The following is a 22,965-nucleotide window of genomic DNA, read 5'->3' on the forward strand; positions in this document are numbered from 1 at the left end:
TTTCTCAGAATATATCTACCTATGTTTAGGTGACATTTTCATAGAATATTGACATTACTTTTTAAATTTTTTTGGGGGAATTTATTGTGAAAATATTAAATTTAATTAAAAATTATGATAAAAACATAAGTATTTTCGATTCAGAAAACGTAAGTTTAGAATTTATAGAACATGAGGGCCATAATATTCCTCGCATTTTTGATGAATTTTGGACTTCGAAACAGCGGCAAAGCTCTTCTATTCACGAAATATCTTACAGGGCGTGTTTTAAACCGGAGCTTCCGAGGTTTTTTATAAATATTTTTACTAAAAAAAATGATGTGGTTTACGATCCTTTCAGCGGAAGGGGCACTACCGTTATAGAAGCGGGGCTTTTGGGAAGAAGGATTATTTCTAATGATATAAACCCTTTAAGTGAAATCCTCTCAAAACCCAGGTTTTTTATACCTGATTTGCATGAAGTGGAAAAAAGGCTTAACGAAATTCCTATAAAGAAAGACATAGAGTCCGATATGGACCTTTCGATGTTTTATCATCCCGAAACCTTAAAGGAAATTCTTTCTTTAAGGGAGTATTTGAATAAAAAAAGGGATGAGGGCAACGAGGATAAAATTGACCTTTGGATAAGGATGGTGGCTACAAATAGGCTGTCTGGTCATTCTTCCGGATTTTTTTCTGTTTACACGCTCCCACCCAATCAGGCGGTTTCTCCTGAAAGGCAAAAAAAGATAAACGAGAAATTAAATCAGGAGCCGCAATATAAAAATACGAAAGAAATAATTCTGAAAAAAACCAGGAGCTTACTTAGAAAAATTACAGAAGAACAAAAGAAGAATCTTTACTTCGCAGGGCAAACGGGACTTTTTTTATCAAAGGATGCAAGGGATACTAAGGATATAGCCGATAATTCTGTAGATTTAACGGTGACTTCGCCGCCTTTTTTGGATATGGTGCAGTATCACCAGGACAACTGGCTCCGCTGCTGGTTTAACGGGATAGATTCGGAGGAAATTTCAAAAAAAATTACCATGGCAAAAAATATTGAAGAATGGTGCGGTATTATGCAGGAGGTTTTCTTTGAGCTTTACAGGATAACCAAAAAAGGCGGATATGTGACTTTTGAAGTGGGGGAGATAAAAAAGGGTAAAGTGGCTTTGGATGAATACGTGATACCCTTGGGAATAAAAGCAGGATTTACCTGTGAAGGTGTTTTGGTAAACCTTCAAAGGTTTACAAAGACTTCCAAAATATGGGGGATTGAAAACAACCATTTAGGAACAAATACAAACAGGATTGTGGTGTTCAGTAAAATATAAAATCAAGAATAGATATATAAGTAAGTTTAGCTTATATTGAATTTAACCTGTTTATTTCTTCTCTGATGCTTTCAATAATCTCTTTGTTGTAAATTTCTTTTTTACCATTGTTTGAAGTAATGGAAAAGACTACAAAAACCTTTCCGCCATATTGTTTAGTAAATTTTGAATGGGATTTAGATAACCACTCTAACCAGTTATGTAGCTGTGGCGTATGTTCGTAAGTTATGGGTTTTATCTGAATTCCTATGAATTTGTCATTTATTTTTATATAAAAATCTACATTGTATAACCTGTCCCATTCGTCGGGGGCAGGCAATATTTTTACCCCTAATTCCTTTTCTAAGCGACCGTATATCGTCTCGCGTTCTGTCATGTATCCCTGGAATGTCCTATCTATTACGAGTTGATAAATGTAATTTATACAATCTTCTTCTGTTACTTCTTCGATTTCCGAACGTATTACCTCGGATACTTTTACAAAAAGCTTTCTTCCTATATCTTCTAAATATTCCTTAGCTGTTAGATTTAAGTCTTTTTCGTTTTTAATTAATCTTTCTTCTAATAGTTTTAAATAAGCCTTTTCCCATTCTTCTGGTGTTTTTGGTGATACTTCCCTTATCCACTGGGACACCGGCCCTACCATACTTTTTTTGTTTAGACCCCATCTATTTGTAGCCATATTTAATATCCATTCTTTTGCCATTATTCTCTATCCCCTTCTAACATTTCAAATTTTTCCTTGAAACGATGTGAAATCTCGCGATCAGCGGAGGCAAGTCCGCTTTTTACCAAATAGGCATTCACAAATATTTTATTTTTTAAAAAAATATAAGCTTCTGTCGTGTTATTGTTAACTTGCGATTCACTGTCAAACCTTAAAAACACTTCTTTATTTAGGATGTAGTTTTTAAGATAATCAAGGGTCTCTTTTTCTTTATCCTTTTTTATTTTTACTCCCAAAAATTTTACCTTTAGCCCACTGTCAAGCTTTACTGTATCGGCGGAAATTATTTCAGAAACATTGTAGTATTTTTCTTTATCAAAATCTATGAGCTTTGGGTCAACTATTGGGGAAGCGTCTTTGATTCTGGGAATATAGTCTGTTGTAACGGGATTAATTTTATCCTCTTTCTTTATTATTTCTATCTGATGCAGGAAACTAGTATTTTTAATTCCAAGTTTTTTTTCAATGATATCTATAAATTTTGGATTAATTTCATACCCTATACCATTTCTTCCAAGGTCTAAAGCAACCTTTAGAGTTGTACCGCTTCCTAAAAAGGGATCTAGTATTGTTTCACCTGCAAAAGAGAACATTTTTATAAGCCTGTAAGGCAACTCTTCGGGGAACATAGCTTCATGCTCTACTTGCCTTTCCCCTTTGAAGTTCCAGTGACCGCTGAAATATTCTTTCCACTCTTCTTTTGTTAAAATTGACATTTTTTTTATTTCGGGAGGTACTTTTTCAGTATTCTTCCCAGGTTTTTTAAATATAAGAATGAACTCATAGTCTATTTCTATCATTCCGTTTGGGGGGTAAGGGTATGAACCCATTACATTTGCGCCGCCACTTGTGTTCATTGTGGTTTTTTTCTGCCAAATTATAGAGCCCATGTAATCAAATCCGATATCTTCGCACTGAGCTATAATTTCCGAGTGTAAGGGTATGATTTTATATCTACCATATATTAAAGAACGTGCAAATTGGTCTCCTATGTTAATGCAAAGCCTTCTACCTTCTTTTAATACCCTGAAACATTCCTGCCATACTCTATATAAATCCTTTAGGTACTCGTGGAGGGTTTGTCCGTAGCCTATTTGGTTTTCAACGCCATAGTCTTTTATGTGCCAGTAAGGAGGAGATGTAATTATCAAATCTATTTTTTGATTTTCAATTTCGGACATATTTCGGCTGTCACCGATAATGACTTTTCCCCAATTAATCATTTTTAAACTCCTTTCATCACCTCATTGTGATAACTGTAAAATATTATGCTGGCATATATTATATTATAGCATTTGCTTTTTTATAGATGTTCGAGTTAAATAAAATTTACGCTGTTGAATTTTTTGAAAGGTAGCAGACCTCTTCAAGGGGCAGTATCTTTTCAACTACTATGGTTGGGGTCCTGTCATCGTTTATATCGGTGGTTCCCCATACCGCTAAGGGATGGGAGTACTCAAGGTAGAGGCCGTATTTTTTTATTACCTCAGGGAATAAAACCAGTTCCAGATTTCCGGTAAGGTCTTCAAAGCTTGCAAAAAGCATCCTTTCACCGCTTCTGGTGCGGGCCTGCCTTTTATCCGTTATTATTCCCGCAACGCATACCTTAGTCCTTTTTTGCATTTCGTTTATTTGGCTTAAGTTATGGGTCCTTATTTTGGATGCGGTATTTTCGAAAAATTCCATAGGATGCTTTGTGATGTAATGGCCCAAAGCCTTGAGTTCATGGGACAGCTTTTCCGCTGGAGAAAAATCCGAAAGCATTACGTCGTTTATCAAAGGGTCAAGAGGAGAGACCTGATTATCAAAGGAAAGCTGTCCGTCCTCTTTAGATTTGTTTTCCTTTAAAACTTTTTTTAACGCAAGGAGCAAAGCGGGCCTTGGTATGCCGAAAGAATCAAAGCATCCCGCAAGTATTAAAAATTCAAGGGACTTTATGTTAACAACTTTTTTATTCACCCTTTTTACGAAATTGAAAAATCCCGAAAAGGGTTCCTTTTCCCTTATAGTTAAAATTTCTTTTATACCCTGAGGCCCTAAATTTTTAATAAGTCCGAGTCCCGTGCGTATGGCATTTTCTCCTTTATAAATTTCCGGGCAAAATCCGATAAAGCTTTTATTTATATCCGGTAGCAGAAATTTTATTCCGAGGTTTCTTGCCTCGCAAAGGTATCTTTGAAGCCTGGATGGAATGTCCATATACAGGGTTAGAAGGGAAGCAAAATATTCTACGGGATAGTGAACCTTCAGGTAAACCGTATAATAGGCAACCAATGCATAGGAAATGCTGTGGGATTTATTAAAGCCATAATCTCCAAAAGCCTCAAGGATTTTAAAAATTTCCAAAGCAGTTTTTTCATCTATTCCTTTTTGTTTTGCTCTTGCCAAGAATTTTGGTTTTTCCCTTTCGATTGTTTCCTTATCTTTTTTGGCTATAGCCCGCCTTAAAAGGTCAGCTTCACCGAGGCTGTAATCAGCTATAATGTTTGCTGCCTGCATTAATTGCTCTTGGTAGATGAAAACCCCGTAAGTAGAAGAAAGAATATCCTTTAAAAGGGGATGGGGAAGGGTAACCCGGCTTTCTCCCCTTTTCCTTTTAACGTATTCTTCTGTCATGCCGCTTGTTAACGGGCCAGGCCTGTAAAGGGCGAGGACGTCGGAAATTTCTTCTATGCTTTCGGGCTTTACTTTTCTAAGGAGTGTCCTCATGCCGCTTGATTCCAACTGGAAGGTGGAGGTAGTGTTTCCACTTTTTATGGCTTCAAAGGTTTTTTGGTCGTCTAAAGGTATATCCTTTAAAGAAAGTTTTACCCCCTTTGTTTTTTTTATAAATTTAAAGGTGCTGTCTATTACGCTTAAAAACCTGAGTCCCAAAAGGTCGATTTTTACAAGGCCTAAGTCTTCTAAGGCGTACATGTCTGCCTGGGTGATTATTTCTTCTCCCGAAGCCCTCTCGAGGGGCACGTATTCGGTTAAAGGTTTGTCTCCTATGACGACTCCTGCGGAATGCTGGGTCATATGGCGGGGTAGGCCCTGCAGTTTTTTTGCTATTAAAAATGCCTTTTTTGCTTTTTCATCGGAAGAAATTAATTTTTTAAAATTAGGGTTTTCTTTTATAAGGCTTTCCAAGTCAATGGCGGAATAAGGGACTAAGGAGGTTATTTTATCAATGGTTTCATAGGAAAGCCCTACAGCCCTGCCTGTGTCCCGAAGAACGGCCCTCGCCTGCAGGGTGGAAAAGGCGCCTGCATGGGCTATATTTTCTTCGCCAAACCTTTTCCGTATAAATTCCAGCACCTTTTTCCTTCCCATATGGCAAAGGTCTATATCTATGTCGGGAGGGCTTATTCTTTCGGGGTTTAAAAACCTTTCAAAAAGGAGGCCGTGTTTTATAGGGTCTACATCGGTTATAAAAAGGCAGTAGGCGACAAGGCTTCCTGCGGCAGATCCCCTTCCCGGTCCTACGATAATGCCGTTTTTTCTGGCGAAGTCCACTATTTCCTTTACTATTAAAAAATATCCGACAAAACCCGTTTTTTCTATTATTGAAAGTTCGTATTCCAGCCTTTCCTTAACTGCGGGAGGTATGGGGCTGCCGTATCGGATTGCAGCACCTTCGTAGGCCATTTTTTTGAGGTATTCTTTTTCAGAGTAACCTTCCGGCACCCTGGCGTTTGGCAAATTTACTGTGTTCAGGTTGAGTTTTACGTTGCACCTTTTTGCAATTTCTTCGGTGTTGGAAAGGGCTTTTGGGATTTCAGCAAAAATCCTTGACATTTCTTCCTCGGATTTAAGGTAGTGTTCGGGAGTTATGTATTGAGGGGATTCTCCTACTACGGAAAGGGTCTTTATTGCCATTAGTACTTGATGAAGGGTAAAGTCGCTTTTTGCTATAAAATGGACATCATTTGTTGCTACGGTTTCAAGTCCTAATTCTTGAGATAATTTTAAAAGCCAAAAGTTAACCTTTTTTTCTAAAGGGAGTCCATGGTATTGAAGCTCCAAAAAAAACCCGTCCCTGCCAAAAATTTCTTTGTAATTTGTACAGGCAGCTTTTGCACCTTCAATATCGTCTTTTAGGATTAGTTCCTGGATCTCTCCTTTTATACAGCCACTCAAAGCTATTAATCCCTTGGAATGACGGTTTAAAAGGTCTTTATCCGCGCGGGGTTTGAAATAAAAACCTTCGAGATGTGAGGATGTTATTATCCTGTAGAGGTTCTTTAAACCCTCTTCGTTTTCCGCAAGTAAAGTCAGGTGATTTGGGGATTCCTTATTTTCCTTTTTTTTCATGTTATCAACAACGTAAACTTCGCAGCCGATTATTGGCTTAATTCCGCTTTCTATGCAGGTTTTGTAAAAGGGCACCATTCCGTACAAGCCTCCGTGGTCCGTAAGGGCAAGGGAGCTGAAGTTTAATTCCCTTGCTTTTTTTATTAAATCCTTTATCCGGCAAAATCCGTCTAAAAGGCTGTACTCCGTATGTATGTGAAGATGAGAAAATCCCATTTAAATCCCTCCTGAAGCAAACAAATGTTCGATAATATTATATACAAAAAATGCGCAATTTAAAAGAGAAAATAATTTTAGGGGGGAAAAATTATTTATGAGGTAAAAGGCTTTTGGGCGGGCCTTTTTGCAGCAGCTATTTCTATTTGTATAAATAGTTTCTTTTATAGGTTTTATAAAGAAAAAGTTATGGTTTTTTGGGCACCTTTATTTGAGGAGTTTTTAAAAACCTTTGCGGCATTATTTATTAAGGGAAGCCTTTTGTTTTCTCACCTTGCCTTTGGGATTGTGGAGTGCATTTTTGATTTTATCAGGGATGGAAAAAGGAAGATGAATGTAGCCGCAGCATTTTTTGCTGTTTTCAGCCATATGTCCTTTGGGATAATTGTTTACATTATAGTTAAAATGGGGTATTCTGTTTTTGCGGGATACTTTTTATCAAGCTTGGTACATTTGCTGTGGAATCTTTTTGTATATAAAATGAAAATATAAAAAAACCCGGGGTGGTTTCCCGGGTTCTATTTAAAGCAGTGATAATTTTTCGTCTATGGAAGTTGCAGAAATATCGTGAATGGGAATGATCTCCTTTATTTCTCCGTCGAACATTACAACAAGGCTAGGTTCTCCTTTGATGCCGAGTCTTTGAGCCATGCTCTTCCCTTTGTATACATCTATCTTATTAAATTTAACTTCAGGATGGTTTTTACTGTATTCTTCCACAACGGTCATTTTTTCTCTTGATAAAGCGTCTGTTGGGTCGTAGCATAAAACTAATTGTGGCCCTTTTACTCCTTTAAATTCTTTTTCGAACATTTCCGTTTCGGCTATATAGCGTTCAGCCATGAAGCCTGCTATGGCACCGTCACCTACGGATGTGGCAACCTGCCTTAAAGTTTTTTCTCTTACGTCTCCGCAGGCAAATACACCGGGTATATTGGTTTCCATGTTTTCGTTGGTTATTATATAGCCCCTTTCGGTCATATTTAATATACCCTTAAATATGTCAGTGTTCGGCAGGTAGCCGATGAAAAGGAAGCATCCGTCTACTTTTACCGGTATTTTTTCCCCTGTTTTTACATTCCGCAGAATAACTGTTTCAAGGGTGTCTCCACCTACAAATTCATCAACCATGGTATTCCATATAAAGTGAAGTTTTTCATTCTTCAAAGCCTGTTCCTGGGCAACCTTGTTCGCATCCATTATGCCTACATCGTGAATTACGGAAATATAAATCTTATTTGCAAACTTGCTCAAGAAAATGGATTCTTCGATTGCTGCATCGCCGCTACCGACTACAAGCACGTCTTTTCCAGTATAGTACGCAGCATCGCAGGTGGAGCAGAAGGAAATTCCCTTACCGAAAAGGAACTTTTCTTCATTTTTAGCCCCGGTTAAACGGGGTTTGCCGCCGGTTGCTATAATAACCACTTTTGCATGGTAATCGGTTCTAAAGGTTTTAACGACTTTTGTCTCCCCTTCTAATTCAACACCTGTAACTTCTGCGTATTTTATTTTTACACCGAATTTTTTCACCTGCTGTTCAAAAAGCTTCATAAGGCCTGTGCCGGTGTTGCCTTCAGGGAAACCGGGATAGTTTTCGATCTCGTTTGTGTAAGTCGCAAGACCACCCATAAGGGATTTTTCTAAAAGGAGGGTGTTTAGTCTTGCTCTTCCGCAGTATATGGCCGCGGTCATTCCCGCAGGGCCGCCGCCTATTACTACCACATCGTAATTTTCAATATTTTTTGGCATAGCTTCTTCCTCCTTGTTAAAATTTTCATTTTCCCCTATTACGCATTTCGGCGGGGGTAAATACCCCGCCGAAATATTTATGTTAAAAAGTATTTTACTAAAAGCTTGGAACCAAAGTATGCACCTATAAACATTGCGAGGAAAAATAACCAGCCGTGAAGCGACATCGAAGCCGTGCCGCTAAAAAGTGCACCGATATTTCAGCCGTAAGAAAGCCTTGCGCCGTAACCCATCATAAGGCCGCCTATTACGGCTGCAATAACTTGTTTTACGCTTTTAATCTTTTTTACCCTGAATTGAGATGCCAATAAAACTGCAAGTAATGCACCGAAGATTATTCCTAAGTTTTGAATAGAACCGCCGTCATTTAAAAAACCACCGGCCAAAGCTTTTGCATTGGCTTCATTCTGATAGAAAGCCCAGGTTTCAGGATGGGCACCGAAGGCTTTTGCTATCCATGCACCCCAATGGGCGAAAGATGTTGTTACACCCCAGCCGTGATTTGTCAGTATAAAAATCACGATGTTTAATATGGCGAGGAAAATAGCACCGAGCCAGTAGGGAAATGCATCTTTTAAGAGGGCCTTTTTAAGCTTTTCCGCTTCTTCCTGATATTTACTCACGGTAACCCCCCTTACTTATTTTTTTCAATGTAAATATACCAGTGCCCTTCTTCAATTTCTTCGATTTCCACAGGGTAACCTTCTTTTCTTGCCCACTCCGGTACATTTTTCATAGCGCAGCTGTGGTCAATTTCAACGATTAAAATATCGCCAATATTCAACTCTTTTAATTTATTTTGGGTTTTAATTAAAGGAACTGGGCAAGCTTCACCGAGGCAATCAAGATGTACTTCAGCCATATTTTATATCTCCTTTCTTTAATAATTTTTTTTGATTTTTTATTAATTAAATTAATTTTTTTATTCAGCTTTTCTATAATCCCACCAAAGGGCTAACCAGTATAGTGCAAAAAGAAGCACTAATTGTCCAAAGAAAGCCAGTGGCCATCCTAATACGTCAGGTAAGAAAATAGATGGAGCATTTTTTATAACATTAGCTTTCCACCATCCAAAATGATAAGCACCGAGGGCAGATCCTGCGATAAAGAAGACAAGTGCAATCATATTCATTATATAAGCTTCTCCTACCCTCATTAATGTTCCTGAAGCACAGCCGCCTGCTATTACTGCACCGATGCCGAAAATGATGCCGCCTATAATGGTGTGGACGCCAACAGGGCTTATGTTGCCGGGTATTGGTTTTCCTGCAGAAAATGCATTATATTGAATTGCCGCAAAACCTACGGTTGCGATCATAATTGCTATTAAAACAGCTCGTAATAAGGATGTGCTTCCAGTGAGGAAGGGATCGCGGGTTGCAGCTGTAAAACAGAATCTGGAGCGCTGCAGGACAAAACCCAAAGCAATTCCTATCATCCATCTTATGGCAAGGGGTGCTTTAATGTTCGCCAGGAATATTCCAAAAACTATAATTGCTGCCAAAAGTCCAATTCCGTAACCCAATTGACTTTTCTTTTTGGGAACAGCCTTGGGCTTAGCCGTTTGGACCTTAGATTTTAATGATTTTTGGGGTTGTTCCAAAACCAACACCTCCTTAGTGTTGTGAAGGCCTTCACTTTCTCTTTTGGTTATATTATAAAACGATTAAAAAATAATGTAAAATTGTAAAAAATTATAGTGGTATAAGAATAATTTATATTAATAAAATGTGATATAATAATATTGCAAATGATTTCACAAAAATCCTACTGTCGGGAAAAACTGAAAGGTGGTTATTGATGAACGTAAATTTATTGAAGACCTTTGTGACTGTTACTGAATGCGGGACGCTTTCGAAGGCTGCAGAAAAGCTCTTCGTTACCCAGCCGGCATTAAGCCAGCAGATTAAACAGTTAGAAAATTATTTTTCCGTTCAGCTGATAGAAAGGACTAATAAAGGGATTAATTTGACGGAAGCAGGGAAAATTTTATATCACTATGCGTCAAAAGTTGTAAAACTTTGTGAGGATTTAGAAAAGGAAATGGATACGCTGAGGTTGTCGATAAGCGGTCTTTTGGTTGTAGGAGCAACTTCGGCAATAGGCGGTTACGCTGTACCGTGCAGTATATTTATTTTTAAAGAAAAATACCCGGAGGCAAATATAAAATTGAGGGTTGGGAATAAAAGACAGGTGGAAGAAGAGCTAAAAAACGGATTAATAGATGTGGCCGTTATAGAGGGTAAAAGGCCTAAGGGAGAGATAATAACCGAAGAAATAGCTACGGAAGAGCTGTTGGTAATAGCACCTAATAATGACTGCTGGAGTAACAAAAGCAGCATAACATTGGAGGAATTCTTAAAGGAACCGCTAATTATGAGGGAACAAGGGTCTGGCACTAGGGAAATCATAAAAGAAACCTTTGAGTCCCTCGGGATTAAAATAAGCGATTTAAATGTGGTGATGGAATTGAGCAGTATTGATTCTATAAAGGCGGCGGTTGAGGCGGGGCACGGCATATCAATAATGCCTGCAATAGCGTTAAAAAAAGAGTTATACAATAAAACGCTTGTAGCATTAAAAATAGAAGGTGTTAATATACAACAGAAAATCTACGTTGCATATAAAGAAGATAAGCTAAAAAATAAACTTGCAAAAGCCTTTATCCATTTTATGCGCCTTCCGAGCCGCGGATTTTGTTAAGTTTTTTTTATATATACCTGCCAGATTCCGTTATCTATCTCTTTTATTTTTACCTTAATACCCCTTTTTTCCATTTCATTTTTTATATTTATAGCTGCACAGCTGTGGTCAGTATCTAAAATAATTACATCGCCTTTGCCTATTTTTTTTAGTTTTTCTTCGGCTTTGAAAAGAGGAACGGGGCATGTGTCCCCCACTGCATTTATAAAGTGTTTCATAAGAATACTCTCCCCAACAAAATTTAAAATCCTTTCAATTAAAGTATAAAATATTAAGTTTTAAAAAACAATTTTTTGTTGTATAATTAATCTTCTTTGAGTTATACTCTAAGAGAGGAAATTTTTTTATATTTAAGGAGAGAATATGTTTGCGCTAAAATTTTGTGAAAAGATTGAAGATTTCAATAAGATAACAAAAGACATCGAAAATGGTAAAAAGGGCTTTTTTGCTTACGGCCTTTCCGATTCTCAAAAGTCTTTTATTATAGCGGGGCTAAGGGAGAAGTTTTGGAAAAAAAATTTTTTGATAGTGGTTCCAGATGCCTTGGAAGCAAAGAGAATTGCAGAAGACCTTGAGTTTTTCATAGGCAAAAGCCATGTGCTGTATTTCCCCTCCAATTACGTAATACCCTATGAAACCGAGGCAAAAAGCCTTGAATTTACGGCTCAAAGGCTATCGGTTATGGAAGCCCTGCTTTACGAAAATTCTAAGATAGTAGTGGCCCCATTAAATGCCCTTATTAATAAGCTCATGCCGCCTGAAATAGTGAAAAATATCACATTAACCCTTGAATACGGACAAGAAGCGATTTTAGAAGATGTTGTATTTAAACTCTTAAAAATGGGCTACGAAAGGGTTGAAATGATTGAAGGAAAGGGACAGTTTGCGGTCCGCGGAGGCATTTTAGATGTTTTCCCACTAACCTCCGAATTTCCCTACAGGGTAGAGTTTTTCGGAGATGAGATAGATTCCATAAGGCAGTTTAATATAGAAGACCAGCGCTCCTTTGGCAGATTAGAAAAAATAAGGATATTTCCGGCAAGAGAAGTCGTATTTGACGAGGAGATAGGGAAAGAAGCGGCACTAAAGGTTTCACAGGATTTGGAAGAAAAGAGAAATGCCTTTTATTCCATGGGGAAAAAGGAGCTTTTTGACTCTCTTGAAGAAAAAGTGGCCCAACATATAGAAAAGATGGAAAGAGGAGTCTTTTTTGAGTCTGCTGAGCTTTATATAGGGTATTTATATAAAAAACTTTGTTCTCTTTTGGATTATTTTTCCCATCCGCCTTTTGTATTTTTTATTGAACCCAGCAGGCTCTTAGAAAGCTCTAAAAATATGTCCTTTGAAATAGAAGAAACTTATAAAGGGCTCTTGGAAAAGGGGCAGATACTCCCTACCGCATCAGAAATTTATTTTGCACCTGATCAAATTATCGAAGAGCTGAAAAAATACACAACTTTTTATATTTCCGTGTTTCCCAGGATACCAAAGGAATTTGAGATAAGTGGGCTTTATTCTTTTCAGTTTAGGTCTGTTACTGCTTTTAACGGTAAGTTTGAACTTTTATTGGAGGACATATTAAATTATAAAAAAAGGAAATTTGTAGTAATTATTTTATCGGGTACCGAAGAAAGGGGAAAACACCTTGTCAAAGCATTAAGGGAAAAGGAGATAGAAGCAGTTTTTTACAACACCTTTACGGAGGAACTTTTACCTTCTCAAATTGTAGTTATTCCCGGTTCCATAGGAAAAGGCTTTGAGATTCCGGAAATAAGGGCAGCAATAATTTCCGATATTGATGTTTATGGTAAACCAAAAATAAAACAGGCTAAGCCATATATAACAAAAAAGGGAAAGAAGATTACTGCAATAGACGAGCTTACACCGGGGGACTACGTTGTTCATGCTACCCACGGTATAGGCAGGTACTTGGGTGTAGAAACCTTGGAAGTAGAAGGCAGCAAACGGGATTATTTTGCCCTTCAGTATTTGGGAGGAGATAAACTTTACGTCCCAACAGATCAGGTGGACTTAATTTATAAATACATCAGCCCTGAGGATAAGCCTCCTAAATTGAACAAGCTTGGGGGAAGTGAGTGGAATAAGACTAAAGCAAAGGTCAAAGAGTCAATAAAGGAAATGGCCCGGGAGCTTATTGAGCTATATGCCGCAAGACAGAGGATCAAAGGCCATGCCTTTTCGAAGGATACAGTATGGCAAAAAGAATTCGAGGAAATGTTCCCCTATGAGGAGACCCCCGACCAGCTTACTGCTATTGAGGAAGTAAAAAGGGATATGGAAAGCGACAGATGTATGGACCGAATAATATGCGGTGATGTAGGGTATGGGAAAACGGAGGTGGCATTAAGAGCTGCTTTTAAAGCAGTAATGGATGGAAAACAGGTCGCTGTACTTGTGCCTACAACAATATTGGCAGAGCAGCATTACAGGACTTTTTCAGAAAGGTTTGCACCTTTTCCTTTAAGGGTTGAGGTTATAAGTAGATTCAAATCTAAGGCCGAACAAAAATCTATTTTGAAGGATTTGAAAAATGGGGCAGTAGATGTAATAATAGGCACCCACCGGCTTTTACAAAAAGATGTAAAATTTAAGTATTTAGGGCTTCTTATAATCGATGAAGAACAAAGGTTTGGGGTTGCTCATAAAGAAAAAATAAAGCAGTTAAAAAAGAACGTAGACGTGCTTACCATGACGGCAACTCCTATCCCGCGAACCCTCCACATGGCTTTGAGCGGAATAAGGGATATGAGCCTCATAGAAACTCCGCCGGAAAATAGGTTTCCGGTACAAACCTATGTGGTGGAATACAATGATTCCCTTATAAGGGATGCAATTTTAAGGGAACTTTCAAGAGGGGGACAGGTGTATTACGTATACAATAGGGTCCAGGATATAAGAGAAGAGGCATTAAGGCTTTCCCTTTTGGTGCCTGAAGCAAAAATTGCTGTAGCACACGGGCAGATGGATGAGGACGAATTGGAGGAAGTGATGTTTAAATTTTACAATAGGGAATACGATGTATTGGTGTGCACTACTATTATTGAAAGTGGGCTTGATATACCTAATGTTAACACATTGATTGTAATCAATTCGGATAGATTCGGACTTTCGCAACTTTACCAGTTAAGGGGCAGGGTAGGACGTTCAAACAGGCAGGCTTTTGCATATTTTACTTACAAAAAGGATAAGGTTTTAACAGAACAGGCGGAAAAAAGGCTTGCTGCGATAAGGGAGTTTACTGAATTTGGAGCAGGATTCAAAATAGCCATGAGAGACCTCGAAATAAGAGGGGCGGGCAATGTTCTTGGAACCGAACAACACGGCCATATGATGGCTGTTGGATATGATTTATACTGCAAACTTTTAGAAGAAGCGGTCAGAGAATTAAAGGGAGAAATAAAGCAAGAAGAGGAAATTCAACCTGTAATAGACTTAAAGGTCAATGCTTTTATTTCTGAAGATTATATTCAAAATGAAGCCCATAGGATGGAAATCTACAGGCGAATTGCAAGCTTGGAAACCCTAAAAGAAGCTGAAGACTTAGAAGAGGAAATAGAAGACCGCTTCGGCGACATTCCTCAGCATGTGAGGAATCTCGTAAATATAGCAAAGCTGAGGATACTCGCGAAGAAATTAAAAATTTCAAATATTATAAGAAATGATGAGTATATCGTTTTTAAATTTAAGAGCAGGGATGCTCTAAATGTAGAGGATTATTTAAAAATAGTAGCAGCATTTAAAAACAGGATAAATTTTTCAGGAACTACTGTACCCTCCTTTTCAATAAGAGCCAAAAATTGCGAAGACCACAAGCTTTTTGTTAGAATCGAGGAACTTTTAAAAGATATGGCGGATTTTCTCTTCATTCCCTACAATGAATAAAAAAGGGTGGTAACACTAATACTAATGATGAAAGCATTTACCAAGTAAAAAGGAGGGGAAAAGGTGAAAGCAACGGGGATAGTACGCCGCATAGATGACCTCGGGAGGGTTGTTATACCAAAGGAAATTCGCAGGACTTTAAGGATTCGCGAAGGCGATCCTCTTGAAATATTTACGGATAGAGAAGGCGAAGTTATCCTCAAAAAATATTCTCCTATAGGCGAACTTGGAGATTTTGCAAGGGAATACGCTGAAGCCCTCCATGACTCCTTAGGTCATATAGCGTGTATATCGGATAGAGATACCATAATAGCCGTTTCGGGTGCACCAAAGAAGGAATTGATGGAAAAACCCATAAGCTCCGATTTAGAAGCAGTGATGAATGAGAGAAAAACGGTTTTAATAAGCAAAACATCGGAAAAAGAGTATGTAAAAATAACTACCGATGATGAAGATGGTAAGATAAGGTATACAAGCCAGGTAATTGTACCGATAATAGCTGAGGGCGATCCCATAGGCGCTGTAATACTTCTTTCTAAGGAACCCAATGTAGCTATGGGTGAACTGGAAGTAAAGGTGGCCGAAACCGCGGCCGGATTTTTATCAAGGCAGATGGAACAGTAAAAAAATAGCAGCTTTACGCTGCTATTTTAAAATTTCCACCGGTAAGTTGTATTTTGATGCATTGGCCAAAAAACTATTTTTTAATTTTATCGCGTATTCGTAATAGGCTTTTTTATCCTGCCAGCAATTCTGAGGGTTTAGTATTTCGGAAGGCACCTGAGGGCAGTATTTTGGAATCATAAGGTTAAATACGTCTTCCCTTTCATATTCTGCATTTTTTAGGAAGCCGCATAAAGCGGCTTTTATTATTGCCCTTGTTATATTAAGATTTATCCTTTCTCCAATTCCGTATGGTCCTTTAATCCAACCGGTATTAACAAGGTATATGTCGGTACCGAATTTTTCAATTTTTTCTTTTAAGAATTGTGCATAAACATAAGGGTGTAAAGGCAGGAAAGGTGCACCAAAACATGCGGAAAAGGTAGCTTTGGGTTCGGTTATCCCTCTTTCTGTTCCTGCTAATTTACTGGTGTAACCCGAGATAAAATAAAACATTGCCTGTTCTTTTGTAAGTTTTGCTATCGGAGGAAGGACTCCAAAAGCATCGGCAGTTAAGAAAAATACCTGCTTTGGATGTCCGCCTATGCCCGGTATGACCGCATTTGGTATATATTCTACGGGATATGCGGCTCTGGTATTTTCTGTATAGTAATTGCTGGTGTAGTCCGGAATCCTATCTTCTTCAGAATAATCAACATTTTCTAATATAGTTCCGAATTTTATGGCATTATAAATTTGTGGTTCTTTTTCCTTTGAAAGGTTAATGCATTTTGCATAGCAACCGCCTTCAAAGTTGAAGATACCGTTATCGGACCACCCGTGTTCATCATCACCAATCAATTTTCTATCTGGGTCAGCTGATAAAGTAGTTTTCCCTGTCCCTGAAAGTCCAAAAAACAGTGCGGTATTGTTGTTGTCATCAATGTTTGCAGAGCAGTGCATTGGGAATACGCCCATCTTGGGCATAATATAGTTTAAAAGGGAAAATACCGATTTTTTTATTTCGCCTGAGTATTGGGTTCCACCTATTAGAATTATCTTTTTTTCAAGGTCTATTATAATAAACGCCTCGGAATTGGTTTTATCTATCTTTGGGTCTGCTTTAAATCCAGGTGCGCAAATTACCGTGATTTCAGGGGAAAAACCTTCATTTATTTTTTCTCTTATGAAAAGCTGCCTCGCAAAAAGGCTTTGATAGGCGTATTCGGTAATTACCCTTAATGGCCTCTTAAAATTCTGGTCAGCACATACATATCCGTCAAAAACGAAAACATCCTTATTTTGAAAGTATGCCTGCATTCTGTAAAGTAGATTTAAGAAATTCTTTTCCGATATGGGTTTATTGTTATCCCACCAAACCTCGTCGTGGACGGTTTCGCTGTCTACGATAAATTTATCTTCTGGAGAACGTCCCGTGTACTTTCCCGTATGTACCAAAAAAGCGCCGTTTTCTAAAAGGACCCCTTCGCCTCTTTTGACAGCTTCTTCAACCAATTTAGACACGGGAAGGTTGTGATGAACTTTTTTTAAATTTGGCAGTAAGTCACTTATTTTATACATAATTTATATATTCCTCCCTTTAAAATATACATACATTTTAGAAAATATAGACGTAAATATGCTGTATTTAATGAGTCATTATACAAATAATTATATCATAAAAAACAAATTATACACATAAATTTATGATAAAAATTTATTTTTGATACACTACTTATGACACAACCTATATTTATTAACCTTGAGGGGATAAGAAATAAATGATATTATATATTCGTCTTAGCAAAATATTAAGTAAAGGAGCATCATTTACATGGAAAAAAGAACTTCTTTTTTAAGAGGTGCTTTTGTTTTGACCGTTGCAGGATTCATAGTAAAGATTTTGGGAGCCGTTTACCGTATACCGTTAGCAATGATGATAAAGGATGAGGGGATGGGGCTTTATCAGATGGCTTACCCCATATACGTTACACTACTTTCCGTTTCCACTGCTGGTCTGCCTACGGCAATTTCGAAGTTGGTATCTTCTAATGTGGCATTGAAAAGGTATAAAAATGCTTTTAGAATTTTTAAAGTATCCCTTGCCATTCTCGGTATCATTGGTTTTATATCAACCGCAATCTTAATAATTTATGCGCGTTACTTGTCGGTAAACGTACTTGGTAATCCAAAGGCCTATTTTCCTTTGATAAGTATAGCTCCTGCCATATTTTTCGTTTCAATAATGTCAAGTTTCAGGGGATTTTTTCAGGGGCTGCAGGATATGACGCCTTCTGCGGTTTCCCAAGTGGTGGAACAGATAGGCAGGGTGGCAACGGTATTTTTATTGGCCTCCTTATTGCTTCCTAAAGGGGTGGAATATGCTGCTGCAGGGGCGGCTTTTGGACCCGTTGTTGGTGCGGTTTTAGGCTTGTTGGTGCTTATTGCAGTTTATTATTCAAAACAAAAGGAGATTAAGGTAAAAATTAGTGAGGATTTAGAAAAAAGGCTTGATAATCCTATAAAAATTTTTAGAGACTTACTAATTTTTGCAGTACCCATTACCCTCGGCGGACTTATTATTCCTGTAATGAATTTGGCTGATGCTGCAATTGTTCCGAAAAGATTGCAGATAGCCGGTTTTTCTATAACGCGGGCGACGGAACTTTACGGACAGCTTACGGGAATGGCAGCACCATTGATTAACTTGCCTGCCATTGTAACCATTTCCCTTTCAGCGAGTTTGGTGCCCGCCATATCTGAAGCAATGGCTTTAAATAATGTTAAATTGGCTTCCGAAAGGGCCCAGTTGGGTGTCAGAATTGCTTTAATGTTTGCCATCCCGGCTGCTATTGGGCTTTATGTTTTAGCTACTCCCGTTTCAATACTGCTTTATAAAAATCAGGAGGCAGGAATACCCCTTTCTATCTTGGCATGGGGTATAATATTTCTTTCTCTCCAGCAGACTACTACTGGCATACTACAAGGAGTAGGCAAGACTGCAATCCCTGTATATAATCTTTTACTGGGGGCTTTGAGCAAGATAATTGCAAATTTTATTTTAACGGCAATTCCTACAGTTAATATCAGAGGAGCTGCTTTTGGCACCGTTTTAGGGTATGCGGTTGCTTCCTTATTGAATTTTGCTGCAGCCATGAGGTATTCGGGAATGCGCCTTGATTTTGGGAAAATGATAATAAGGCCAGGGATATCGGCATTATTTATGGGAGCTTTTGTAAATTATTCTTTTAAATTATTTCTTGCAAAAGGAGTTGGACAAAATTTAAGCACACTTTTCAGCATAGCAATAGGGGTTACAATCTACATTTTCTCCCTTTTGCTTGTCGGTGGGATTGAGGAGTCAGAACTTTTGGCTTTACCTTTTGGGGAAAAATTAGCCAGAATCGTTAAGAAGATTAATATTTTAAGGAGATGATGGCGTTGACTAATAAAGGATTTGAAAAATTAGTAGAAATAATGGCAAAATTGCGGGGAGAGGGAGGATGCCCATGGGATAAAGCTCAAACCCATGAATCATTGAAACCCTTTTTAATAGAAGAGGCTTATGAGGTTATCGATGCTATAGATTTAAAAAATCCTGAAGTTTTAAAAGAGGAATTAGGAGATTTGCTTTTGCAGATAGTTTTTCACAGCAGGATAGCAGAGGAAGAGGGAAGGTTTAATATTTACGACGTTATAGAAAAGATTTGCGATAAAATGATAAGAAGGCATCCCCATATTTTTGGCGAGGTAAAAGCAGAAACCCCCGAAGAAGTATTAAAAAATTGGGAAGATATAAAGAAAGAGGAAAAAGATTTTTCATCCTATGCCGAATCCATGTCTGAGCTTCCGGAACAATTGCCAGCCTTAATGAAAGCGTATAAAGTTCAGGAAAAGGCTGCACGGGTAGGATTTGATTGGGAAAATGTTGATGGGGCATTTAGCAAAGTTCAGGAAGAATTGCAGGAAATACAGGAAGTATATAAAAGTGAAAAAAGTGAGAAAATAAAGGAAGAAATAGGAGATTTGCTCTTTGCAGTGGTAAATGTAGCTCGTTTTCTAAAAGTTGACCCCGAATTAGCCTTGCGGGATGCTACTAAGAAATTTATCAGGAGGTTTAAATATATTGAGGATGAAGCAAAAAAGCAAAGCAAAGACCTAAGAAAAATGACCTTAGGGGAAATGGATATTTTATGGGAAGAAGGGAAAAATAAAGAAAAAAAGTTTTAATTTGCCTTTTATTTTGAAGGAATTTGGCTTTTTGTGGAGAATAAGAAAATAGAACAAAATAGAAATTTTCAGGGAGGGAATTAGGGTGAATAAAGCAGATCTCGTATCGGCAATGGCAGAAAAAAGTGGACTTACAAAAAAGGATGCGGAAAAGGCTTTAAATGCATTTATCGATTCAGTAACGGAGGCTTTGGCAAAGAAAGACAAGGTTCAGCTTGTGGGATTTGGCACTTTTGAAGTAAGGGAAAGGAGTGCAAGAAAGGGTCGCAATCCGCAAACAGGAGAAGAAATTGATATTCCCGCTGCTAATATTCCCGTCTTCAAAGCAGGAAAAGCTTTAAGAGATGGAATCAATAAGTAAAATTATGTTAAATGGAAAATAAAAAGACAGGCTTAAAACGGCCTGTCTTTTTATCTGTACATCTAAAAAATTAGGATAAAATTGACTTTTTAAGAATATATTTTTATCGAAGAATAGGAAAAGGGGGTTTAAAATGATAAAAAATAAGTTGGGCATAGCATTAAGCGGCGGCGGGATAAGGGGTGCAGTGCATCTTGGGATTTTGAAGGTACTGTATGAAAACGGTATATACCCGGATATGATAGCGGGGACAAGTGCTGGGAGCATTGCAGGGGCTGTAGCAGCAATGAATATAGATTTTGATAAATTTATCTGTGAACTTATGAGGCTAAAGCCCTGGCGAATGTTAGACCCGGCTTTTTTATTAGCATATATAGGTGTTTTTATTTATTTTCTATCTACCAAAAAAACAAAAATGCTTGTAAAAGGACCGGAAGGGCTTTTTAAAGGGGAAAGAATTGAGAAATATCTTGACGAACTTTTTCAAGGAAAGAGGTTTGAAGATTTAGAAATTCCACTTTTTATTGTGAGCGCAGATGTTGAAACGGGAGAAGAAATAGTATTCTGTTCCAGCAAAAATATAAAAAGTAAAAATGAAACAGGAAGAGTATTTATTGGTGGCAAAAAAATATCTGAAGCTGTAAGGGCCAGTATTTCTTTGCCTGCAATTTTTATTCCTAAAAGGATTGAAGGGCGTAAGCTGGTAGATGGTGGCATAATTAACAACGTTCCTGTAGATATCCTTTTTGAGATGGGGGCAAAAAAGGTGATTGCCGTGGATTTATCGCAAATGAATGGGAATAATAGAGCAGAGACCATGACGGATATAATTTTTTCTTGTATAGATATTATGTCTGATGAGATAATAAAGCTCAAAAAGAAGGATTTTCCTGCTTATTATATTACTCCAAAAATATCCGGTGTGGGATATACAGATTACTACTATATACCGGAGATTGTAAAATTAGGAGAAAAAATAGCTGAGGATAATTTAACAAAGATAAAGAATTATTTATTAGAATGATTGTGTTCAATGCTCCATAAAGGCTGAACTGAAAATATAATCGTCAAAAAAATCTTCTAATCTTTTAAAAATATCTTCGCTACTAATGATAACATCTAACATGATTAAATTCCCTCCCTAAAATGTATACATGTATTCTGATAATATTATATACCTTTATACTATTTAATGTCAACAGAAAAAAGGGCGCCATTTTAGGCGCCCTTTTTTAACTTATAGGATGAAGTGATTCCTGGTATATCCGCCCGATAAGCTCTTTCGTGGCTTCAACGGGAGATAGGGAAAGCAAAAGCCCTAGCGACGGAGTTGTCATTGCCAGGTCGACGAGTACGGGGATGTCGGCTTCGTTAAAGCCGAAATCGGAGAGTTTCTGCGTACAGCCGACCGTAAAGAGCCATTCTTCTACTTTTTTTGCTGCGTAATCGGCTTCGCCGGGCACGCCCTTCAGGTCAGGAACGATCGGGGCGTAAACGTCGGCCAGCACATCAGCTGATACCGGATATATAGCCCTTATGATAGCTGGGAGAAGGGCTCCCAGTCCGAGACCGTGGGGAAGCTCGTGTTTTACCGCGCTCAAGGGGTGCTCCAGGGCGTGGGTGAGGTGCAGCAAACCATTGTCGAAGGAGATACCGGCCAGAGCTGAAGCGTAAAGCAGGTAATAGCGGGCGATGAGGTTTTCCGGCTCATTTACTGCAACGGGGAGGTACCGGGCTATAAGCCTTACCGTTTCCTTAGCAGTCAGGATGCTGTACGGAGAAGCGCTCAGGGTAGTGGCGGCTTCGGTTATATGGTTCAGGGCGTCAACGGTAACCGATATAGTCTGGGCCCTGTCGAGTTTGGTCATGAGCTGAGGATCGTCTATGGCGAACATAGGGTAGATGCAGTCGTAAGCGATGGCGGGTTTATAGTTCTTCTCAGGAATCGTGGCCACAGCGAACCTGTCTACCTCGGTGCCGGTGCCGTGGGTCAGGTTTACAGCTATGATGGGTACAGCTTTTTCCGGAATGAACTTCTGCTCGTAGAGATCCCTCCCGTTTTTATCCTTGTACACCAGCAGGATTGCCACACTTTTGGCAGTATCGATGGGACTGCCACCTCCTATACCTATAACGGCCTGGGCTCCAAATCCTTTGCCCATTTCTGCGGCCTCGTCGATCATGTCTACGGTAGGATTGGGCCCAACACCGTCGTAGATTAAATAATCAAATCCCATCTTTTCCAGTGCTGGTTTAACCACGGCCCAGGCGCCACTGGTTTTATACGAGTTTTTTCCGGTTACCAGAAGTACCTTGTTTATACCTTTTTTCTTTAACACATCCAGTATGTCAGTGATCTTCTGTATTGCCCCAATACCGAAGTATGTGGTATTCTTGCACCGGAGCTCAAAAACTCTGTAAGGATTGATTCTGGTTTCCCACATGATCATAACCCCTCCATTGTGAAAAATGTAACAATGTGATTTTATTATATTATAAATTAGTCTGGTTGTAAATAGACTAATGTGGCATATATTCATACAGCTAATTTTTTATGGATTGACATCTATTTATTTCAATAATACACTAAGAATTAAGGAAGAAGTTTTAGGAGGTTTTATAAATGGCACTTTTTAAATGTTCCATTTGCGGTTTTGAAAAGGAGACAAGGTGTAAACCCAAAGTATGTCCTGAATGCAAGGCAAAAGACAGCTTCACAAAGGTTGAGGCAAAAGCAACTGAAGATGCCGCTGAGGAAAAAAAGGAGAAAAAGACCAGAAGATGCTGCAAAAGCAAAGAATAAGTTTAAATTTACTATTTGTTTGAGATATAAGAAAGCGGTAAAAAACCGCTTTTTTACT

Annotated in this window: 19 protein-coding genes and 1 pseudogene; 10 read left to right on the forward strand and 10 right to left on the reverse strand. The window is 38.3% G+C overall.

Going from position 1 to position 22,965, the window contains the following annotated elements; all coding sequences use genetic code 11:
* Positions 1-86 precede the first annotated feature (86 nt).
* Positions 87-1,316 carry a DNA methyltransferase gene (locus ACPLVF_RS09015; RefSeq protein ID WP_424907506.1) on the forward strand — a complete coding sequence of 410 codons (1,230 nt, stop codon included), beginning with the start codon at positions 87-89 and terminating at the stop codon, positions 1,314-1,316.
* Positions 1,317-1,347: 31 nt separating this feature from the next.
* Here ACPLVF_RS09015 and ACPLVF_RS09020 read toward each other — a convergent pair whose 3' ends face one another.
* From ACPLVF_RS09020 to dnaE, 3 genes are all read right to left on the reverse strand, one after another.
* Entirely contained in the window at positions 1,348-2,022 is a 675-nt protein-coding gene (locus ACPLVF_RS09020; RefSeq protein WP_424907507.1) for an MjaI family restriction endonuclease, read from the reverse strand.
* Positions 2,022-3,266 carry a DNA methyltransferase gene (locus ACPLVF_RS09025; RefSeq protein ID WP_424907508.1) on the reverse strand — a complete coding sequence of 415 codons (1,245 nt, stop codon included), beginning with the start codon at positions 3,264-3,266 and terminating at the stop codon, positions 2,022-2,024. The genes ACPLVF_RS09020 and ACPLVF_RS09025 overlap by 1 nt, the downstream gene beginning before the upstream one ends.
* A gap of 106 nt (positions 3,267-3,372) precedes the next feature.
* Positions 3,373-6,552: a DNA polymerase III subunit alpha gene (dnaE, locus tag ACPLVF_RS09030; RefSeq protein ID WP_424907509.1), complete on the reverse strand. Its 3,180-nt coding sequence runs from the start codon at positions 6,550-6,552 to the stop codon at positions 3,373-3,375.
* Between the two features lie 189 nt (positions 6,553-6,741).
* Between dnaE and ACPLVF_RS09035 the strand changes: the two genes are divergently transcribed.
* Positions 6,742-7,044 carry a hypothetical protein gene (locus ACPLVF_RS09035; RefSeq protein ID WP_424907510.1) on the forward strand — a complete coding sequence of 101 codons (303 nt, stop codon included), beginning with the start codon at positions 6,742-6,744 and terminating at the stop codon, positions 7,042-7,044.
* A 30-nt stretch (positions 7,045-7,074) separates the two neighbouring features.
* Here ACPLVF_RS09035 and ACPLVF_RS09040 read toward each other — a convergent pair whose 3' ends face one another.
* The 4 genes and pseudogenes from ACPLVF_RS09040 to ACPLVF_RS09055 all read right to left on the reverse strand — a co-directional run bounded on the left by ACPLVF_RS09040 (position 7,075) and on the right by ACPLVF_RS09055 (position 9,907).
* Positions 7,075-8,304, reverse strand: a complete 1,230-nt coding sequence (locus ACPLVF_RS09040) for an FAD-dependent oxidoreductase (protein ID WP_424907511.1) — start codon at positions 8,302-8,304, stop codon at positions 7,075-7,077.
* A 77-nt stretch (positions 8,305-8,381) separates the two neighbouring features.
* Positions 8,382-8,927: pseudogene (locus ACPLVF_RS09045) on the reverse strand (YeeE/YedE thiosulfate transporter family protein).
* Positions 8,928-8,938: 11 nt separating this feature from the next.
* Positions 8,939-9,166, reverse strand: coding sequence for a sulfurtransferase TusA family protein (locus ACPLVF_RS09050; protein ID WP_424907512.1), 228 nt, complete (start codon positions 9,164-9,166; stop codon positions 8,939-8,941).
* Positions 9,167-9,226: 60 nt separating this feature from the next.
* Complete coding sequence (locus ACPLVF_RS09055; RefSeq protein WP_424907513.1) at positions 9,227-9,907, reverse strand: YeeE/YedE thiosulfate transporter family protein; 681 nt, start codon at positions 9,905-9,907, stop codon at positions 9,227-9,229.
* A gap of 197 nt (positions 9,908-10,104) precedes the next feature.
* Here ACPLVF_RS09055 and ACPLVF_RS09060 point away from each other — a divergent pair, with 197 nt between their 5' ends.
* Positions 10,105-11,007 (forward strand): selenium metabolism-associated LysR family transcriptional regulator, encoded by a 903-nt coding sequence (locus tag ACPLVF_RS09060; protein WP_424907514.1) that lies wholly within the window; start codon positions 10,105-10,107, stop codon positions 11,005-11,007.
* Here the strand turns inward: ACPLVF_RS09060 and ACPLVF_RS09065 are convergent.
* Entirely contained in the window at positions 11,004-11,225 is a 222-nt protein-coding gene (locus ACPLVF_RS09065) for a sulfurtransferase TusA family protein (RefSeq protein WP_424907515.1), read from the reverse strand. The genes ACPLVF_RS09060 and ACPLVF_RS09065 overlap by 4 nt on opposite strands.
* A gap of 145 nt (positions 11,226-11,370) precedes the next feature.
* On the opposite strand from ACPLVF_RS09065, the gene mfd reads away from it, so the two are divergent.
* Together mfd and spoVT are read left to right on the forward strand one after the other, a co-directional pair.
* Positions 11,371-14,910, forward strand: a complete 3,540-nt coding sequence (mfd, locus tag ACPLVF_RS09070) for a transcription-repair coupling factor (protein ID WP_424907516.1) — start codon at positions 11,371-11,373, stop codon at positions 14,908-14,910.
* Positions 14,911-14,973: 63 nt separating this feature from the next.
* A complete protein-coding gene (gene spoVT / locus ACPLVF_RS09075; RefSeq protein WP_424907517.1) occupies positions 14,974-15,534 on the forward strand; it encodes a stage V sporulation protein T in 561 nt (186 codons plus the stop codon).
* 21 nt (positions 15,535-15,555) lie between these two features.
* Here the strand turns inward: spoVT and pckA are convergent, their stop codons facing one another.
* Positions 15,556-17,094 carry a phosphoenolpyruvate carboxykinase (ATP) gene (gene pckA, locus ACPLVF_RS09080; protein ID WP_424907518.1) on the reverse strand — a complete coding sequence of 513 codons (1,539 nt, stop codon included), beginning with the start codon at positions 17,092-17,094 and terminating at the stop codon, positions 15,556-15,558.
* Positions 17,095-17,347: 253 nt separating this feature from the next.
* Between pckA and spoVB the strand changes: the two genes are divergently transcribed.
* From spoVB to ACPLVF_RS09100, 4 genes are all read left to right on the forward strand, one after another.
* Complete coding sequence (gene spoVB / locus ACPLVF_RS09085; RefSeq protein ID WP_424907519.1) at positions 17,348-18,949, forward strand: stage V sporulation protein B; 1,602 nt, start codon at positions 17,348-17,350, stop codon at positions 18,947-18,949.
* Between the two features lie 5 nt (positions 18,950-18,954).
* A complete protein-coding gene (gene mazG, locus ACPLVF_RS09090) occupies positions 18,955-19,743 on the forward strand; it encodes a nucleoside triphosphate pyrophosphohydrolase (RefSeq protein ID WP_424907520.1) in 789 nt (262 codons plus the stop codon).
* Positions 19,744-19,828: 85 nt separating this feature from the next.
* Positions 19,829-20,104, forward strand: a complete 276-nt coding sequence (locus ACPLVF_RS09095) for an HU family DNA-binding protein (protein WP_424907521.1) — start codon at positions 19,829-19,831, stop codon at positions 20,102-20,104.
* A 133-nt stretch (positions 20,105-20,237) separates the two neighbouring features.
* Positions 20,238-21,128, forward strand: coding sequence for a patatin-like phospholipase family protein (locus ACPLVF_RS09100; protein WP_424907522.1), 891 nt, complete (start codon positions 20,238-20,240; stop codon positions 21,126-21,128).
* Positions 21,129-21,336: 208 nt separating this feature from the next.
* Here the strand turns inward: ACPLVF_RS09100 and ACPLVF_RS09105 are convergent, their stop codons facing one another.
* On the reverse strand, positions 21,337-22,548 hold the full coding sequence (locus tag ACPLVF_RS09105) for an iron-containing alcohol dehydrogenase (protein ID WP_424907523.1): 1,212 nt from the start codon (positions 22,546-22,548) through the stop codon (positions 21,337-21,339).
* 179 nt (positions 22,549-22,727) lie between these two features.
* Here ACPLVF_RS09105 and ACPLVF_RS09110 point away from each other — a divergent pair, with 179 nt between their 5' ends.
* Positions 22,728-22,907: an RCKP-type rubredoxin-like domain-containing protein gene (locus ACPLVF_RS09110; protein WP_424907524.1), complete on the forward strand. Its 180-nt coding sequence runs from the start codon at positions 22,728-22,730 to the stop codon at positions 22,905-22,907.
* Positions 22,908-22,965: the final 58 nt, after the last annotated feature.

Source organism: Thermovenabulum sp. (genome assembly GCF_049701175.1).
Taxonomy (GTDB): domain Bacteria; phylum Bacillota; class Thermosediminibacteria; order Thermosediminibacterales; family Thermosediminibacteraceae; genus Thermovenabulum.

What these genes read in the sequence shown, in the direction of transcription:
- ACPLVF_RS09020 (WP_424907507.1), bottom strand. Translation starts at nt 2,022, where the DNA reads ATGGCAAAAGAATGGATATTAAATATGGCTACAAATAGATGGGGTCTA.
- ACPLVF_RS09025 (WP_424907508.1), bottom strand. Translation starts at nt 3,266, where the DNA reads ATGATTAATTGGGGAAAAGTCATTATCGGTGACAGCCGAAATATGTCC.
- dnaE (WP_424907509.1), bottom strand. Translation starts at nt 6,552, where the DNA reads ATGGGATTTTCTCATCTTCACATACATACGGAGTACAGCCTTTTAGAC.
- ACPLVF_RS09035 (WP_424907510.1), top strand. Translation starts at nt 6,742, where the DNA reads ATGGTTTTTTGGGCACCTTTATTTGAGGAGTTTTTAAAAACCTTTGCG.
- ACPLVF_RS09040 (WP_424907511.1), bottom strand. Translation starts at nt 8,304, where the DNA reads ATGCCAAAAAATATTGAAAATTACGATGTGGTAGTAATAGGCGGCGGC.
- ACPLVF_RS09050 (WP_424907512.1), bottom strand. Translation starts at nt 9,166, where the DNA reads ATGGCTGAAGTACATCTTGATTGCCTCGGTGAAGCTTGCCCAGTTCCT.
- ACPLVF_RS09060 (WP_424907514.1), top strand. Translation starts at nt 10,105, where the DNA reads ATGAACGTAAATTTATTGAAGACCTTTGTGACTGTTACTGAATGCGGG.
- ACPLVF_RS09065 (WP_424907515.1), bottom strand. Translation starts at nt 11,225, where the DNA reads ATGAAACACTTTATAAATGCAGTGGGGGACACATGCCCCGTTCCTCTT.
- mfd (WP_424907516.1), top strand. Translation starts at nt 11,371, where the DNA reads ATGTTTGCGCTAAAATTTTGTGAAAAGATTGAAGATTTCAATAAGATA.
- pckA (WP_424907518.1), bottom strand. Translation starts at nt 17,094, where the DNA reads ATGTATAAAATAAGTGACTTACTGCCAAATTTAAAAAAAGTTCATCAC.
- spoVB (WP_424907519.1), top strand. Translation starts at nt 17,348, where the DNA reads ATGGAAAAAAGAACTTCTTTTTTAAGAGGTGCTTTTGTTTTGACCGTT.
- ACPLVF_RS09100 (WP_424907522.1), top strand. Translation starts at nt 20,238, where the DNA reads ATGATAAAAAATAAGTTGGGCATAGCATTAAGCGGCGGCGGGATAAGG.
- ACPLVF_RS09105 (WP_424907523.1), bottom strand. Translation starts at nt 22,548, where the DNA reads ATGTGGGAAACCAGAATCAATCCTTACAGAGTTTTTGAGCTCCGGTGC.
- ACPLVF_RS09110 (WP_424907524.1), top strand. Translation starts at nt 22,728, where the DNA reads ATGGCACTTTTTAAATGTTCCATTTGCGGTTTTGAAAAGGAGACAAGG.